The following is a 14,317-nucleotide window of genomic DNA, read 5'->3' as shown; positions in this document are numbered from 1 at the left end:
TCCGGCACTCGCGATCAAATAGGCGGGCGCGAGGTCCGGGAACCGCACCCGGGTTCCGCTCGCTCCCGTGGCGTCGAAAGAGTCGCGCTGGTGAGGCGGGCAGGCGGGGAGAATAGGGGGATGCGGCGTACGACACCAGAACGGGAGCTGCCGTGATCCCGCTGCCGTTCAGGGAGATCGCCCCGGGTGCGGTGCACGTGCCCGGCTGGCTCAGCCTCGACCAGCAGCGCCATCTCGTCCAAGCCTGCCGGGAATGGGCGAAGGGTCCCGTGCCGATGCGTCACACCGTGCTGCCGGGCGGCGGCGTCATGTCGGTGCAGACGGTCTGCGTGGGCTGGCACTGGCAGCCGTATCGCTACACCCGCCTGGCCCACGACGTGAACGGCCGGCGGGTGGCGGAGTTTCCCGCGTGGCTGGCCGAGCTGGGCCGGCGCGCGCTCGCCGACGCCTACGGCACGGACGTCCCGTACGAACCCGACACCGCACTCATCAACTTCTACGACGGCCAGGCCAAGATGGGCATGCACCAGGACAAGGATGAACGTTCCGACTCCCCCGTGGTGTCGCTGAGCATCGGCGACGCCTGCCTGTTCCGGTTCGGCAACACCGAGACGCGCGGCAAGCCGTACACCGACATCCGGCTCGAATCGGGTGACCTGTTCGTGTTCGGCGGGCCGTCGCGGTTCGCCTACCACGGGGTGCCGAAGGTCTATCCGGGCACCGGAGACCCCGCCACGGGCCTGGCCTCCGGCCGGCTCAACATCACGATGCGCGTCACCGGCCTGCAGTGAGGCGACCGCGGGAACGTGGCCGCCCTGCGGTGAAGCGTCCACGCGCGCAGCCCACGGCAAGCGGCGAACCCGCAGGCACGGCTCACCGCAGGCGATGCGCGCGCAGGCACAGAGGTCGCCCCGGGTGACAGGCCCGCAAGCACGGATCACCCCAGGTGACGGGCCTACGGGGGCGGGGTCATGGGCTTGCGGGGACGTACCCGAACTCGTCGTCCGAGAAGCTGCGCCGGAGCGTGCGCAGCACCCGCCCGGGGTCGTCGTCGGGCCCCTCGACGTAGCAGGGCTTGCCGTGACGGCCGAACGTGATCGCCGCCTCCTCCTCCCACTTGCCGAGGACGTCGGCGCCGAGCGAGAACAGGTCGTGCGGCTCGAACCCGAGCGTGCGGGCGTAGTCGATCGAGCCGAACACCAGGTGCCTGGCGAGCTCGATCGGGGCCTCCTGCCAGCCGGGGTACTCGCCGAAGAAGTACTCGCGAAAGCGCACGAGGTCGCGGTCGTCGAGCACGTCGGGGCCGATGACGGCCTTGACGCCCAGGCACCAGACGTCGGCGAGGTAGCCGCAGACCGTCAGCCGGTCCCAGTTGTACCGCCGCGCGATCAGCACGCTGAGGTTGCCGCCACCGCCGGAGTCGGGGGCCTCGTCGACCCAGCCGCGCGCCGGATCGACGCCGAGCCCTTCGCTCCAGCCGACGTTGATCCAGCAGCCGACCACCTCGGCCTCACCGGGGCCGGCGGCCTGGGCGGTCTCCTCGGCGATGGCGCGCACCAGCGGCGCCACGACGGACGGCGAGACCTTGAGCGCTCGGGCGATCTGCTTGGGCGACATGCCCTGCTCGCGCAGCTCGCGTACCTGGTCCTTCAGTTCCATTGCGGCAGCCTACTGGACCGGGCCTGAGGTGAGGCGGCGGGCGAGCCAGGCTAGGGCAAGCGGATAGCGGTATTCGATGCCGCCATGACCTGCGTCGAAGAGCTCGAAGTGCACCCGGTCGTCCGGCACGCCCGCCGCCTCCACGGCGCGCCGGAACGCCACGGCGCCGAAGTCGAGAAAGTATTCGTCGCGGCGGCCGGCGTCGATCCAGATCGCCCGCATGGAACGCAGCGCATCGGCGCGTCGCGGCTCGCCGGCCATCACCACCGGGTCGTGGGCGAGCCAGCGCTGCCACACCTCGGGCACGACCGCGCCCGTGTCGTCGAACGGCAGCCGTACGGTGCCGTCGTCGTCGGCGGAGTAGGCGGCCGCGTAGGCGTACATCTCCAGCAGCTCCAGGTCGCCCTCCTTGGTGCCGGCGAGCCGGCTGCGGAAGTCGGCGAGGAAGGCGTCGTAGGAGCCGTCGTACATGTCGCGCAGCCGCCGCGCCAGCGCCGGGAACGTGCGCCGCATGCTCACCTCGAACAGCGCGTCACCGGCGTGGGTGGCCAGCGCGCCGAACACGTCGGGCGCCAGCATCGCGGTCACCATCGCGCCGTAGCCGCCGCTGGACTTGCCGGTGACCGCGCGGTGGTCGCGGTCGGCGATCGTGCGATAGTGCGCGTCGACGTACGGGACGATCTCGTCGCGCAGGTACGAGTGGTAGCGGCCGGTGGCCGGCGAGTCGAGGTATTGGCTGCCGCCGAGCGAGGTCCAGGCGTCGACGTAGACGACGATGGCGGGCGGCACGTCGCCCTCGGCGAACAGGGCGTCGGCCAGCTCGGGGTACGGCTGGCGGAACGGCGTCCTGTTGAACCACATGGCGACGTGGCCGGTGTAGCCGAGCAGCACGTAGATGGTGGGATAGCGGCGATCGGGCGCGTCGTCGTAGCCGGGCGGCACGTAGACGACGAGCGGCCGCTCGTGCGGGTCGCCGAGGGGGTTGCCGCGCAGCAGCGCGCTGTCGACGACGTGGTGGTCGAGGCGTCCTGCGAGGTCGGCGGACCAGGGCAGCATGCGGGATCTCCTCGGGGAGCGTGCGGACTCGGCCGGGCGGCGGAAACGTACGGCAGCATGATGCCGCACGCCACCGACGAAAACCGGGCCGAACGCCGGTGGCCCGCCCGGCTCAGGCCGAGCGGCGGCAGAAGCCGCGGTGCCCGCGCCCGCCAGGTCCGGTCACCATGCGGCCCACCCCGCACAGCCGGGCCGTCCCGTTCAGCCGACCGAGGAGGTCACGGTCTCCACGCCCGCCTGGCCCACCGACCGGCCCGAGACCAGTACGAGCGCGAGGTTGCGCAGGTCGGAGAGACGCTCAAGGGGGTTCCCCGCGACCGCGATGATGTCGGCCCGCTTGCCGGGGTCGAGGCTGCCGGCCACCTCGCCCACCCCGCAGGCGTCGGCGGCCAGTACGGTGGCCAGCTCGATGATCTCGGCGTTGCCGTAACCGGCCATCGCGAACACCTCGAGCCCGCCCACGTACCCGTCGGTCCTGTTGGCCACGTCGCCCACCGCGAACCCGGCGTCCGTGCCCGCGATCTGCCGCACCCCGGCCTCCCGCATGCTCGCCACACCCGCCAGCCAGGCGTCGAGCATCTCCTGCCCGTGCACCTTCCTCACGCGGTGGAACGCGCCGTGCACGGTCGGGCAGACGTACGTGCCGCTCGCCGCGACCAGCTCGACCAGCTCCGGGTCGTAGCGGTGGCCCGACGGGGTGAAGAACGTGCAGTGCTCGATCGTGGTGACGCCCGCCTCGACGCTGCCGCGGATGGCGGCGTGCGCATGCGCGTGGGCGGCGACGCCCTTGCCGCGCGACGCGGCCTCCTCGACCACGGCGCGAAGCTGCTCGGTGCCGTACTGCGGGACCCAGCTCGGCGGCGCGCCCGGCGTCATCTGACCACCTGAGGCCATCACCTTGAGGCAGTCGGCCCCGGCGCGCAGGTTCTCCCTGGCCACCCTGCGGATGGCGGCCTCGTCGTCGGCCTCGCCGCCCATGTACCAGCAGTGGCCGCCGGTGATGGTGATCGGCCTGGTGGCGGCCACGATGTGCGGCCCGACGGCCAGGCCCTCCTCGATGGCGTCGCGCAGCTCCAGGTCGAGGAAGTCACGCGCGCCCAGATCGCGGGCGGTGGTGACGCCGGCGGAGACGAGCTTGCGGGCGTTCTCGGCCATCCGCAGCAGCAGGTGGGCGTCGCTTTCGGGGCTGCGCCGCGTCACCGGATCGACCTTGTCGTCGAAGCCCAGGTGAACGTGCGCGTCGACCAGGCCGGGCAGCACCGTGTGGCCCGGCAGGTCGAGCACCTCCGCCGCCGCGGCCGCCTCTCCGGCGCTGCCGCGCGGCCCCACGGAGACGATGCGCGACCCGTCGATGAGGACCTCGCCGTCTGTGATCGTCTCTCCGGGACGTCCGGTGAGCACCCTGGACGCGCGAATGATCCTCATACGTCCCAGCGTGCCACGGCCCTGAAGGCGGCGAGAAGGTTCGCAGTGCTCGCCCTCTGGAGGCATCGTCATCCCGGAGGACCAATCCTGCCGCGCTCTCCCGGACCGTCGCCAACGACCCACCGGCCATTCCACTGACCGCTCCGGCCTCCGGCCGCACCGTAGCCGGGCACGCCGAGTCCGAAGCCTTCTGCCCCGGGCATTGAACGTCGCAGAGAGCCCGCGGTGTCCCGTGGCTAGCCGCAGGAGGGGCTCGTGCTGGTGACGCGGCATTCGCGCACCGCCCGGATCGGCTGGCCCGCCTCAACGCTCATGAGCCATACGGTGCGCCCCTGGGCGTCGTGCTCGGTGAGGTGAGAGGAGAAGGTCACCTTGCCCGAGGCCCCGTCGAAATCCAGGCCACGCAGGTTGTAGTGCACACCGCTGCGTATGTCGAGGGCGTCAGGACTTTGGTTGCGGTAGGTGTTGAACGCCGTCATGACGGCCTCGACGGCATCCCAGCCGAACGCGGCGTGTACGAACGAGTAGTTGCGTGTGACCTTGTCCGCCCACTGCCGCAGCTGCACCTGGTTCTGATTGGCCGAGGAGCCCCTGGCGTCGGTGAGGGACACGAACGACATGGTGACGCTGTGCTTCGCGCCGTCGCGGTGCACCTCGTTGGCGATGCGCCCGGTGACGTCGTCGGACGCCAGCAACCGGACGCCCCGGCTCTCGCACGAGGCGCCCCATGAGCGCTTGACGGTGTCCAGGAAGTCGGCTCTGCCGGTGTAGTAAAGCACCTTGGCATTGGACCGGCACGCGGTCCGGATCGCGTCATCGAGCGAGGCGTCATCGGAGAACTCGAAGGCCGTCTTCTTCCCCCGATACTCACTGAGGAACAGGTTTCGCAGATCCTGGCTGTAGAGCTCGTTGTCCTCTCGTTGCCAGATGACGGCCACCTCGGGCTTCTTGCCCACCTTCGGGTCGAGCCCGATCCGCTCGAGCCAGTGCACGGTGGCTTTCACCTGCATGCTGTCCACAACCGCGAGGCGATAGAAGTACGGCGATCGCTTCTTCCCCTCACCCGCGATCTGGTCGACGGTGGTCACCGTGCTGACCATCGGAATGTCCGCCTTCGTCAGCTCCGCCACCGCACTCTTCACCTCATCGCGACTCCAGGCGAATCCGACGACGGCCGCCAACGACTGATCGTCTCTGGCGAATCTCGCGATCCCGGTGGCCGCTTCCTTCGCACCGACGAAATCCTGACCGGTATTGGCGAACAGCACCTTGATCTTCCAGTCGGATTTGCCTTTGTTGAAGTCCGCTTGATAGGCGCCGACGCCGGCCAGTTCGCCGGCGACCGCCGCCATCTGACCGTCTTTGAACTGGGCATTGGGCTTCGTGGTCAGTGGACCGAAATACGCGATCTTGATGATCTTCGAGCCGAAGGGGATCGCGGCGTTCTGCTGCTCGATCTTGTGCGCCACCGGTTGCACCATCTCATGCGGCTCTATCTGGTCCAGCGAGCCGAGACCGACGCACTGTTCATCGACTTGACGCAGTTCAGAACCGCATCCGAAGGTTTCCACCGTGACCGCCGTCACCGGAGCGGCCACCAGCGCGAACACGAACGCCCAGAAGCCCATCGCCCTTAGCGGACGTAGCTTCACCAGCGCGTTGCCGCCGCCGCTGTCGCCGAGCGTTCTCGGGGTGTATATGAGATACGGGCTCGGCTGAAGTCGGCGCATGGCCTCTTGCCACTTGCCGTAGGGATCCCCCGACTTTTTCGTCTTACCTTTACTGGAATCATTCTTGCCGTTATCGGCTCTGACAAGAGGGCGACGTGGATTCGGTGCCGTCGACGTGGAGACGACCAGCAGTAGCGGACTGCGCTGCCCGGTATCGACCCTGACCTCCTCGACCAGTTCCATGAACCGGCGCTCCGGCGTGCCGGGCTCGGCGTTCTTGATGCCCACCACGGGATAGGTGTGCCGCCCCCAGCCAGGCCACGACCACCCGAAGGGGTGCCGCCGGTAAGCTTGGCGAAGGTCCTCTAGGAATGCGGCGACGAGCAGCCGCTCAAGCTGCGGCTCGGCCGCCATCCTGAGAAAACCTGCATAGTCGGCGAGTCTATCTCCTTCAGCACGCTGCAAATATGGCGCATGATAGAACCAGCGGCAAGAGATTTTGCCACGAATCAAGAGCACCGCATGCAGCAACGCGACGCTGACGGCGACAATCGGGCTGACCGACCAGAGGACCAAATTGACACCGTCCATGAACTGTTGCAGCCCGAAAGCCGCAAGCCCTGAGGCCGGCAGCCAGGTCGTCACGGTCCTGCCGATATAATCAGCCCAGCGTTGCAGCTCCTGGCCCTTGGACTTCTTTTTCCTTCGCCAGGCAAAGAACCGTTGCCGGCCGCCGTCTGCCGATTTTTCGTCCCGCAAGGCCCAGAGGATGAAGTCGGTTCGCGGGAAACGAGGAGGCGGAAGCAGCGTGCCGGGGACCCATCGCGCCAGGCTAGAGCTCAGGCCGTCGATGATTGCCTTCACGTCCGGCTTCTTGTCGGCGTCCAGGTTGACCTCTATGACAGTGCACTGCGCCCACCGGTTGAGCAGCTTCACATCATCAATCGCCTTATCAGCTGCCGGCCCGGTGAACACCAAGATCGGCCTACCCCCCTCTCTCGCGAATATGGAGGGACGTCGCGCAGTGTTGATTATCAACTGGTATGCAGAGGTACTCGGCATGCGTGATCAATCCTCCCCATTGATGCCCGCCTGCACGACTCGGTGCAGCAGAGGGTACTCGGATCGCGCTGCCACATGGACAAAAACCGGCAATCAACTCTGAGGCTTGTCCACAAGCGTTCACTTATGAGATTAAGTCGTATATTTATGAATTTTATGCCGTTTTCAGATACTTGGAACGCTTGTCCAGTTTGGTAGGGTTTGTTGATCGCCTCGAAAGATCACTTTTCGCTCGGCGGGGCCTTTTTCGCCGAACCCCGGTAACGCTCGGCGTCGTACCGGCGATCGTTGTCCTCCAGCTTGGCGTGCGCCGCCGCCATCAGATCGACTCCCAAGACGTCGGCGAGCCGCACCAGGTAGAGCGTGACGTCCCCCAGCTCCTTGCGGATGCGGGCCAGCGTCTCAGGGTCGGGGCGCGCCGACTCCTCGGCGGTCAGCCACTGGAACTCCGCCACCAGCTCCCCGACCTCGCCGGCCAGCGCCATCGCCAGGTTCTTCGGCGTGTGGAACTGCTCCCAGTCTCTGACCCGCGCGAACTCGCGCAACCGCGCGGCCAGGCACTCCAACTCGCTCGTCACGTCTCAGGACCCTACCGAGCCGTACCTGCGCGTCGCCGAGGCGTGAACGGCGGCACGATAAGCGGCCTGCGCACCCGTCCGGACGCGGCCGTGAGCGAGATCACCGCGTACGGGCCTGCCGCGAAGAACCGTTTCCGCCGCCGTCGCCCGGGCCGCCCGGCCCGGCCCGCAGCCCTACTGCGTCGCGGCCTTCAGCAGCACGCGCAGCCGCCTCACGGCCTCCTCGTCGCCTGAAACTTTCAGCGCCGCGTCGTCCCCGCGGCCCCACAGCCACAGCAGCGTCTCCTGCGCGGGCCCCGACACCGAAGCCTGCGCCTCGGCGTCGTCGGAGATTCGGACGCCCGACGGCGCCATGCGGACCGTCCAGCGCCGGCCGCCCGCCTCGATCGCCACCGCCCTGCCATCGGCGGCCGTGAGCGCTTCGCCCAGCTCGTCGGGCCAGGTGGCGGCGACATAGGCCAGGAACGCCACCAGCACCTCGTCGATGCCGTCGAGCGCCAGGTCGTCGGGGATCGGCGTGATCGGCACTCCCGCCGCCAGCTCGGCGTCCACCCGATGGACGACGGTCTCCAGCACCATCCTGCGGATCCAGAAGCCGACCGTCCGGTCCGGCGCGTACCAGGTGAAGCTCGCGTCCTCGGGCTTGCGCGCGGCGAACTCGGCCCGCAGCTCTCGCAGGCCGCGGTCGAAGTAGCCGGCGGGCTCGTCGGGGTCGGGCTCCGGAGGCCAAGGGTCGGGCCAGCCGTTCAGCCGCATCGCCTCGACCTTGTGCAGGAACACCTCCCCCACGTGGAAGAGCAGGTCGGACGCCGTCCAGCCTGGACAGGACGGCACGGGGGCGGCGAGGTCGCGCACGGCGGCCGCCCGCAGGCGGTCGCAGTCGGCGTCGAGCAGCTGAAGGTAGCGGGTGAATTCCATCTCGTGATTCAAACACGCATTCGATTGGCGCGCCACCACATGCCGAATTTTTTGCGGTTCGCCACTTCGGGCACGCTCGCCTGAACCGCGCCTCGCCCTCTGAGCAGGTTCGCGTGAACCGCGCCTCGCCACGTCAGGCGAGCCCGTGCCAACCACGCCTCGCCATGTCAGTGCGGGTTCGTGTGAACCGCGGCTCGCCGCCGTACGCCTCACAGCAGGCCACGGCTCAGCACCGCCGGCTCGCGCCCGTGAACAGGCGCGGCCGGCCGCCGCCCCCGCGGATCAGCCTTCGTAGCGGGCCGTGCTCTCGCGAACGATCAGCTCCGTGGCGAGCTCCACCCGCTTGGTCTCCGGCACCTCCCCGTGCCCCATCGCCAGCACCGTCTTGGTGGCCAGCGCGGCCATCTCCTGGAGCGGCTGGCGGACGGTGGTGAGCGGCGGCCAGGCGGACTTGGCCAGGGGCAGGTCGTCGAAGCCGACGACGCTGAGGTCTTCGGGAACGCGCAGGCCGCGCTGGCGGGCGGCCTCGAAGACGCCGAAGGCCATCAAATCGCTGGCGGCGAAGATGGCGGTGGGCGGCTCGGGCAGGGACAGCAGGGCGTGGCCCTCGTCGTGGCCGGACTCGACGAGGAAGGTGCCGCGCCGGATGAGCTCGGGCACGACGGGCAGCCCGGCGGTTTCCAGCGCGGCGCGGTAGCCGTCGATGCGGGCCTGGCTGCACAGCATGTCGGCCGGGCCGCTGATCATGCCGATGCGGCGGTGGCCGAGCTCGATGAGGTGGCGGGTGGCGGCGAGGCCGCCGTTCCAGTTGGTGGCGCCGACGGAGACGACACCGGGCGCGGGCTCGCCTTCGGGATCGACTACCGCGAACGGCAGCGAGCGGGCGCTGAGCTGGGCTTGGATGCCGGTGGACAGGCGGGAGGCGACGATGACGACGCCGTCGGTCCGCCGCGCGGCCAGGCGTTCGAGCCAGTCGCGGCCGGGGCCCGCATGGGTGTGCAGGACGGAGATGACGACGCTGGCACCGGCGTCGTGTGCGGCGCTCTCGGCTCCGCGCACGATCTCCATGGCCCAGGGCGACTCGATCTCGGCGAAGACGAGGTCGACCAGGCCGGCCGGGGTGTCGTCCTGGCTGATGCGCCGCTGGTAGCCGTGCTCTTGGAGCAGGCGTTCGACGCGGTGGCGGGTCGCCGGAGCGACCTCCGGACGCCCGTTGATGACCTTTGAGACCGTGGGGATGGATACGCCGGCCTCTTGGGCGATCAGTGCGATCGTGACCCGCCTCTTCGCTGCTGACACAAATCGGGAGTGTATCCGAAAGTTTCGGTTTGGGATCGCTCCCACGGCAGGTGTTGACGCTTTACGTGGCGTTTACCTACGATCACGGCAACGAAACTATCGGGGGGTTCACGAAAGTTTCAATACGCCAGCTGAGGAAGGAACCCCATGAAACGCAGTCTGGTGATACTCGCAACCGCCGTGCTCGTGGCCGGTTGCAGTGGTGGTGGGGAGTCCGCTCCTCAAGAAGAAGGCGGCGCTCCCCAGAAGGTGACGCTCGAGTGGTGGCACCTGTCGACGGCGGATCCGCTCAAGACGCTGTGGGACAAGCGCGCCAAGGAGTTCATGGCCGCGAACCCGCATGTCACGATCAAGGCGACGGTCCTGGAGAACGAGGCCTACAAGGCCAAGCTCACCACGATCACGCAGTCGGGCAAGGCGCCCGACATCTTCGCCACCTGGGGCGGCGGCGTGCTCAAGCAGCAGATCGACGCCGGCCTGGTCAAGGACATCTCGCAGGACGTCGCCGACGTGCTGCCGAACTTCACGCCCGCCTCGCTGAGCGCGTACCAGGTGGACGGCAAGACGTACGGTCTGCCGACCGACATCGGCCTGGTGGGCTTCTGGTACAACAAGAAACTCTTCAAGCAGGCGGGCATCGACGAGCCGCCCACGACCTGGTCGGCGTTCCTTGAGGACGTCAAGAAGCTCAAGGCGTCCGGGACCATCCCGATCGCCCTGGCGGGCAAGGAGAAGTGGCCGGGCCACTACTACTGGGCCTACCTCGCGCTGCGCATCGGCGGCCTGGAGGCGCTCAAGCAGGCCGAGACCGATCACGACTTCACCAAGCCCGACTTCATCGAGGCGGGCCGGCAGGTGAAGGCGCTGGCCGACCTGCAGCCGTTCCAGAAGGGCTTCCTCAACGCGGCGTACTCGTCGCCCGACGGCCAGGCCGCGCTGGTCAGCAACGGCAAGGCCGCCATGGAGCTGATGGGCCAGTGGGCGCCCGCCACGCAGAACGACGCGGGCAAGGGCCTCGGCGACGACCTCGGCTTCTTCAAGTTCCCCGCGGTCGAGGGCGGCAAGGGCTCGATCGACGACGCGTTCGGCGGCGGCGGCGGGCTGGCCGTGGGCGCGGACGCGCCGAAGGAGGCCGTCGAGTTCGTCAAGTTCATGACCCAGATGGACAAGCACTCCGAGGCCGTGGAGGCCGGCGGCGTGCTGCCGGTGCTCAAGGGCGAGGAGAGCGCGGTCAAGGACCCGAACCTCAAGGAGGTCGCGGAGTCGCTGGCGAGCGCCAGCGGCTACCAGCTCTACCTGGACCAGGCCTACCCGCCCGCGGTCGGCGCGCAGGTGAACGACAGCGTCGCCGAGCTGTTCGCCGGGACGAAGACACCGGAACAGGTCGGCGCCGAAATCACCGAAGTGGCCAAGAGCGAAGGATGACGACGCTCACGAGAGGGCCGGAGGCGGTCAAGCTTCCGGCCCCCGCCCCTGCGACGAAGCGACGTGGCCGGTGGATCAGCATCGTGCTGTTCCTGCTCCCCGCGCTGGTGCTGTTCCTGCTGCTGGTCGTGGCCCCCATGCTGGTGGCCGTCTACTCCAGCGCCTTCAAGTGGAACGGCTTCGGCGGCCTGCCGACCGACTTCATCGGCCTGGACAACTTCACCCGTCTCTTCACCAGCGAGATCTTCGCCCAGGACCTGTGGCACCTGCTGGTCCTGGTGCTGTTCTCGATCTGCATCCAGCTGCCGTTCTCGCTGGCCATCGCCATGCTGCTGAACCAGCGCATCCGCGGCAGGACGCTCTACCGGGTGGTGTTCTTCGCCCCGTACGTGCTCAGCGAGGTCATCACGGGCGTGCTGTTCTCGCTGATCCTCTCGCCCGGCTCCGGCATGGCGAACCAGATCCTCTCGCTGGTCGGCCTGGAGTCGGAGTGGCTGGCCGACCCCGACACCGTGATGCCGTCGCTGTTCCTGGTCATGACCTGGAAGTACTTCGGCTTCCACATGATGATCTACCTGGCGGGGCGGCAGAACATCCCGAACGAGCTGATCGAGGCCGCCCAGATCGACGGGGCGACGGGCTGGAAAACGTTCAGGTACGTGACGCTGCCGCTGCTCGGCCCGACGATCCGGATCAGCGTCTTCCTGTCGGTCATCTACACGATCCAGCTCTTCGACCTGGTCTGGATCCTGACGGGCGGCGGGCCCTCGCACTCGTCGGAGACGATGGCGGTCACCATGATGGAGTGGGGCTTCAAGCGCTCCCAGGTCGGCTACGCCAGCGCGATCAGCGTCGTGATGTTCGCGCTCAGCCTCGTCTTCGCCCTCCTCTACCAGCGTTTCGTGATGCGCCGCGACCTTGAGGGCGCGACCACCTCGATGGGAGACAGGCGATGAGCAGCAGGACAAAGCCGCTCAAGAGGCGGCGCAACACGCTGCCGCTGCACGTGATCGCGGTGATCGTGGGCGCCTTCATGGTCGCCCCGGTCGTGTACGCGCTGCTCGGCGGCTTCAAGGACAACAGCGAGCTGTCGGAGAACCCGTTCGGGCTGCCCGCGACGTGGATCACCGCCAACTACACCGACGTGCTCGGCTCGCTGTCCTTCTGGCGGCAGATGTGGAACAGCACGTTCATCGCGGTCGCCACGACCGTGCTGACGGTGGCGCTGTCAGCGCTGGCCGCGTTCGTCTTCGCCCGGTTCGCCTTCCGCGGCAGGGAGCTGTTCTTCACGCTCTTCACGGCCGGGCTGATGTTCCCGTTCGCGGTGGCGATCCTGCCGATCTTCGTGCTGCTGCGCACGCTGGGGCTGCTGGACAACCCCATGGGTGTGATCCTCACGCAGGCGGCCTTCGGGCTGCCGCTGACGATCATCATCCTGCGCGGCTTCTTCCGCAGCATCCCCGGCGAGATCGAGGAGGCCGCCACGCTCGACGGGTGCTCGCCGTTCGGGTTCTTCTGGCGCATCCTGCTGCCGATGGCCAAGCCCGCCATCGCCACCGTCTCCGTGCTGGCCATCGTGGGGAGCTGGAACAACTTCATGCTCCCGCTGGTGGTGTTCAGCGACGAGACGAGCTGGACGCTGCCGCTCGGCATCCAGCAGTTCCAGGGACAGTACGCCTCCGACACCGCGCGCATCCTGGCCTACCTGATCCTGGCCATGGTGCCCGCGCTCGCTTTCTACGCCATCGCGGAACGACACCTTGTCGGTGGGCTCACCGCCGGCGCGACGAAGGGGTGAGTGAGTCCATGCTGCACGTGTCAGGGACCCGTCTGGTCACCGAGGACGGCACGCCGGTACGGCTGCGCGGGGTCGGCCTCGGCGGCTGGATGAACATGGAGAACTTCATCACCGGCTATCCGGCCAACGAGTCCGCCATGCGCGAGGCCGTGCGCGCCGTGCTGGGCGACGAGCGGGCGGAGCTGTTCTTCGAACGGCTGCTGACCTCGTTCTTCACCGAGAAGGACGCCGACCTGCTGGCCGGGCTGGGCATGAACTGCGTGCGCATCCCGGTCAACTACCGCCACTGGGAGTCCGACGACCGGCCGATGGAGATCGACCCGCGCGGCTTCCGGCACCTCGACCGGGTCATCGACATGCTGGGCGAACGCGGCATCTACAGCGTGATCGACCTGCACGCGCTTCCCGGCGCGCAGAACCAGCACTGGCACAGCGACAATCCCACCCACGTCGCCGCGTTCTGGCAGCACCGGCACTTCCAGGACCGGGCGGTGCACCTGTGGGAGGTGATCGCCGACCACTACCGCGACCATCCGTGGGTCGCCGGATACAACCCGGCCAACGAGCCGGCCGACGTGTCGGGGAAGGTGATCGGGCCGTTCTACGACCGGCTGGTGAAGGCGATCAGGGCGACGGATCCGCACCATGTGCTGTTCCTGGACGGCAACCGCTACTCCACCGACTTCTCGATATTTCGTGAGGTGTACGAGAACACGGTCTTCGTCATGCACGACTACGCGCTGGCCGGGTTCGCGCATGGAGGCCCGTACCCCGGCTACACGCGCGGCGAGTGGTGCGACCGCGACGAGCTGGAGCGCACGTTCGCCAAGCGCTCAAGCTTCCAGCGGGAGACCGGCACGCCGCTGTGGGTGGGCGAGTTCGGGCCCGTCTACACCGGCGACCCCGCCGTGGACGAGCAGCGCTACCAGATCCTGCGCGACCAGCTTTCGATCTACGACGAGCAGGACGCGGGCTGGTCGCTGTGGACGTACAAGGACGTCGGCCTGCAGGGCCTGGTACACGCGACGGGGGCGTACCTGGACCGGTTCGGCGAGGTCATCGCCAAGAAGCGGCGGCTCGGCGTGGACCGCTGGGGCTCCACGATGGAGGAGTGCGCGGACGCGCTCGCCCCGCTGCACGCGCTGGTCGAGACCGAGTTCCCCGACTGGGATCCCTACCCGTGGGGCGCCCGCTACCAGACCGACGACCTGATCAGGCACATCCTGCTGGCCCAGGCGATGCTGCCGGAGTACGCCGAGCGCTTCCGCGGGCTCGGCGACGACGAGCTGATCGAGCTGGCCGACTCGTTCCTGCTGGAGCACTGCGTACGCCGCGAGCCCCTGCTGGAATTGCTGTCGGCGAACCTCCAGGGCTGAGACCCCGGATTTGTCGGGCGGATCTAGTAGAACAGGAGCCGCTGTAACCCC

General features: G+C 68.3%; 12 protein-coding genes. 5 read left to right on the top strand and 7 right to left on the bottom strand.

Annotated features, from left to right (window positions below; genetic code table 11):
* Positions 1-152 precede the first annotated feature (152 nt).
* A complete protein-coding gene (locus tag AB0K67_RS17985) occupies positions 153-791 on the top strand; it encodes an alpha-ketoglutarate-dependent dioxygenase AlkB (protein ID WP_364060711.1) in 639 nt (212 codons plus the stop codon).
* A 178-nt stretch (positions 792-969) separates the two neighbouring features.
* On the opposite strand, the gene AB0K67_RS17980 is transcribed toward AB0K67_RS17985, so the two are convergent.
* The 7 genes from AB0K67_RS17980 to AB0K67_RS17950 all read right to left on the bottom strand — a co-directional run bounded on the left by AB0K67_RS17980 (position 970) and on the right by AB0K67_RS17950 (position 9,667).
* Positions 970-1,659 carry a helix-turn-helix domain-containing protein gene (locus tag AB0K67_RS17980; protein ID WP_364060709.1) on the bottom strand — a complete coding sequence of 230 codons (690 nt, stop codon included), beginning with the start codon at positions 1,657-1,659 and terminating at the stop codon, positions 970-972.
* Positions 1,660-1,668: 9 nt separating this feature from the next.
* Positions 1,669-2,715, bottom strand: a complete 1,047-nt coding sequence (locus AB0K67_RS17975) for an alpha/beta hydrolase-fold protein (RefSeq protein ID WP_364060706.1) — start codon at positions 2,713-2,715, stop codon at positions 1,669-1,671.
* A gap of 201 nt (positions 2,716-2,916) precedes the next feature.
* Positions 2,917-4,140, bottom strand: a complete 1,224-nt coding sequence (locus tag AB0K67_RS17970; protein WP_364060703.1) for an amidohydrolase family protein — start codon at positions 4,138-4,140, stop codon at positions 2,917-2,919.
* Between the two features lie 236 nt (positions 4,141-4,376).
* Positions 4,377-6,785: an ABC transporter substrate-binding protein gene (locus AB0K67_RS17965; protein ID WP_364060700.1), complete on the bottom strand. Its 2,409-nt coding sequence runs from the start codon at positions 6,783-6,785 to the stop codon at positions 4,377-4,379.
* 308 nt (positions 6,786-7,093) lie between these two features.
* Positions 7,094-7,450, bottom strand: coding sequence for a nucleotide pyrophosphohydrolase (locus tag AB0K67_RS17960; protein WP_364060697.1), 357 nt, complete (start codon positions 7,448-7,450; stop codon positions 7,094-7,096).
* A gap of 174 nt (positions 7,451-7,624) precedes the next feature.
* Entirely contained in the window at positions 7,625-8,368 is a 744-nt protein-coding gene (locus tag AB0K67_RS17955; protein WP_364060694.1) for a maleylpyruvate isomerase family mycothiol-dependent enzyme, read from the bottom strand.
* Positions 8,369-8,650: 282 nt separating this feature from the next.
* Positions 8,651-9,667, bottom strand: coding sequence for a LacI family DNA-binding transcriptional regulator (locus AB0K67_RS17950; RefSeq protein WP_364060691.1), 1,017 nt, complete (start codon positions 9,665-9,667; stop codon positions 8,651-8,653).
* Positions 9,668-9,814: 147 nt separating this feature from the next.
* Between AB0K67_RS17950 and AB0K67_RS17945 the strand changes: the two genes are divergently transcribed.
* From AB0K67_RS17945 to AB0K67_RS17930, 4 genes are all read left to right on the top strand, one after another.
* A complete protein-coding gene (locus AB0K67_RS17945) occupies positions 9,815-11,092 on the top strand; it encodes an extracellular solute-binding protein (protein ID WP_364060688.1) in 1,278 nt (425 codons plus the stop codon).
* Positions 11,093-11,175: 83 nt separating this feature from the next.
* Positions 11,176-12,048, top strand: a complete 873-nt coding sequence (locus AB0K67_RS17940) for a sugar ABC transporter permease (protein WP_364060685.1) — start codon at positions 11,176-11,178, stop codon at positions 12,046-12,048.
* A complete protein-coding gene (locus tag AB0K67_RS17935) occupies positions 12,045-12,890 on the top strand; it encodes a carbohydrate ABC transporter permease (RefSeq protein ID WP_364060682.1) in 846 nt (281 codons plus the stop codon). The genes AB0K67_RS17940 and AB0K67_RS17935 overlap by 4 nt, the downstream gene beginning before the upstream one ends.
* 8 nt (positions 12,891-12,898) lie before the next feature.
* Entirely contained in the window at positions 12,899-14,266 is a 1,368-nt protein-coding gene (locus AB0K67_RS17930; RefSeq protein WP_364060679.1) for a cellulase family glycosylhydrolase, read from the top strand.
* The last annotated feature ends 51 nt before the right edge of the window (positions 14,267-14,317 follow it).

Source organism: Nonomuraea sp. NPDC052634 (genome assembly GCF_040678535.1).
Taxonomy (GTDB): Bacteria; Actinomycetota; Actinomycetes; order Streptosporangiales; family Streptosporangiaceae; genus Nonomuraea; species Nonomuraea fastidiosa.
The sequence above is the reverse complement of the archived record's forward strand: the minus strand, read 5'-3'. Positions and strand labels throughout refer to the sequence as shown.

Bases quoted from the DNA above. Each gene is read 5' to 3' on its own strand.
- AB0K67_RS17980 (WP_364060709.1), bottom strand. From the start codon at position 1,659: ATGGAACTGAAGGACCAGGTACGCGAGCTGCGCGAGCAGGGCATGTCG.
- AB0K67_RS17975 (WP_364060706.1), bottom strand. From the start codon at position 2,715: ATGCTGCCCTGGTCCGCCGACCTCGCAGGACGCCTCGACCACCACGTC.
- AB0K67_RS17970 (WP_364060703.1), bottom strand. From the start codon at position 4,140: ATGAGGATCATTCGCGCGTCCAGGGTGCTCACCGGACGTCCCGGAGAG.
- AB0K67_RS17955 (WP_364060694.1), bottom strand. From the start codon at position 8,368: ATGGAATTCACCCGCTACCTTCAGCTGCTCGACGCCGACTGCGACCGC.
- AB0K67_RS17945 (WP_364060688.1), top strand. From the start codon at position 9,815: ATGAAACGCAGTCTGGTGATACTCGCAACCGCCGTGCTCGTGGCCGGT.
- AB0K67_RS17935 (WP_364060682.1), top strand. From the start codon at position 12,045: ATGAGCAGCAGGACAAAGCCGCTCAAGAGGCGGCGCAACACGCTGCCG.
- AB0K67_RS17930 (WP_364060679.1), top strand. From the start codon at position 12,899: ATGCTGCACGTGTCAGGGACCCGTCTGGTCACCGAGGACGGCACGCCG.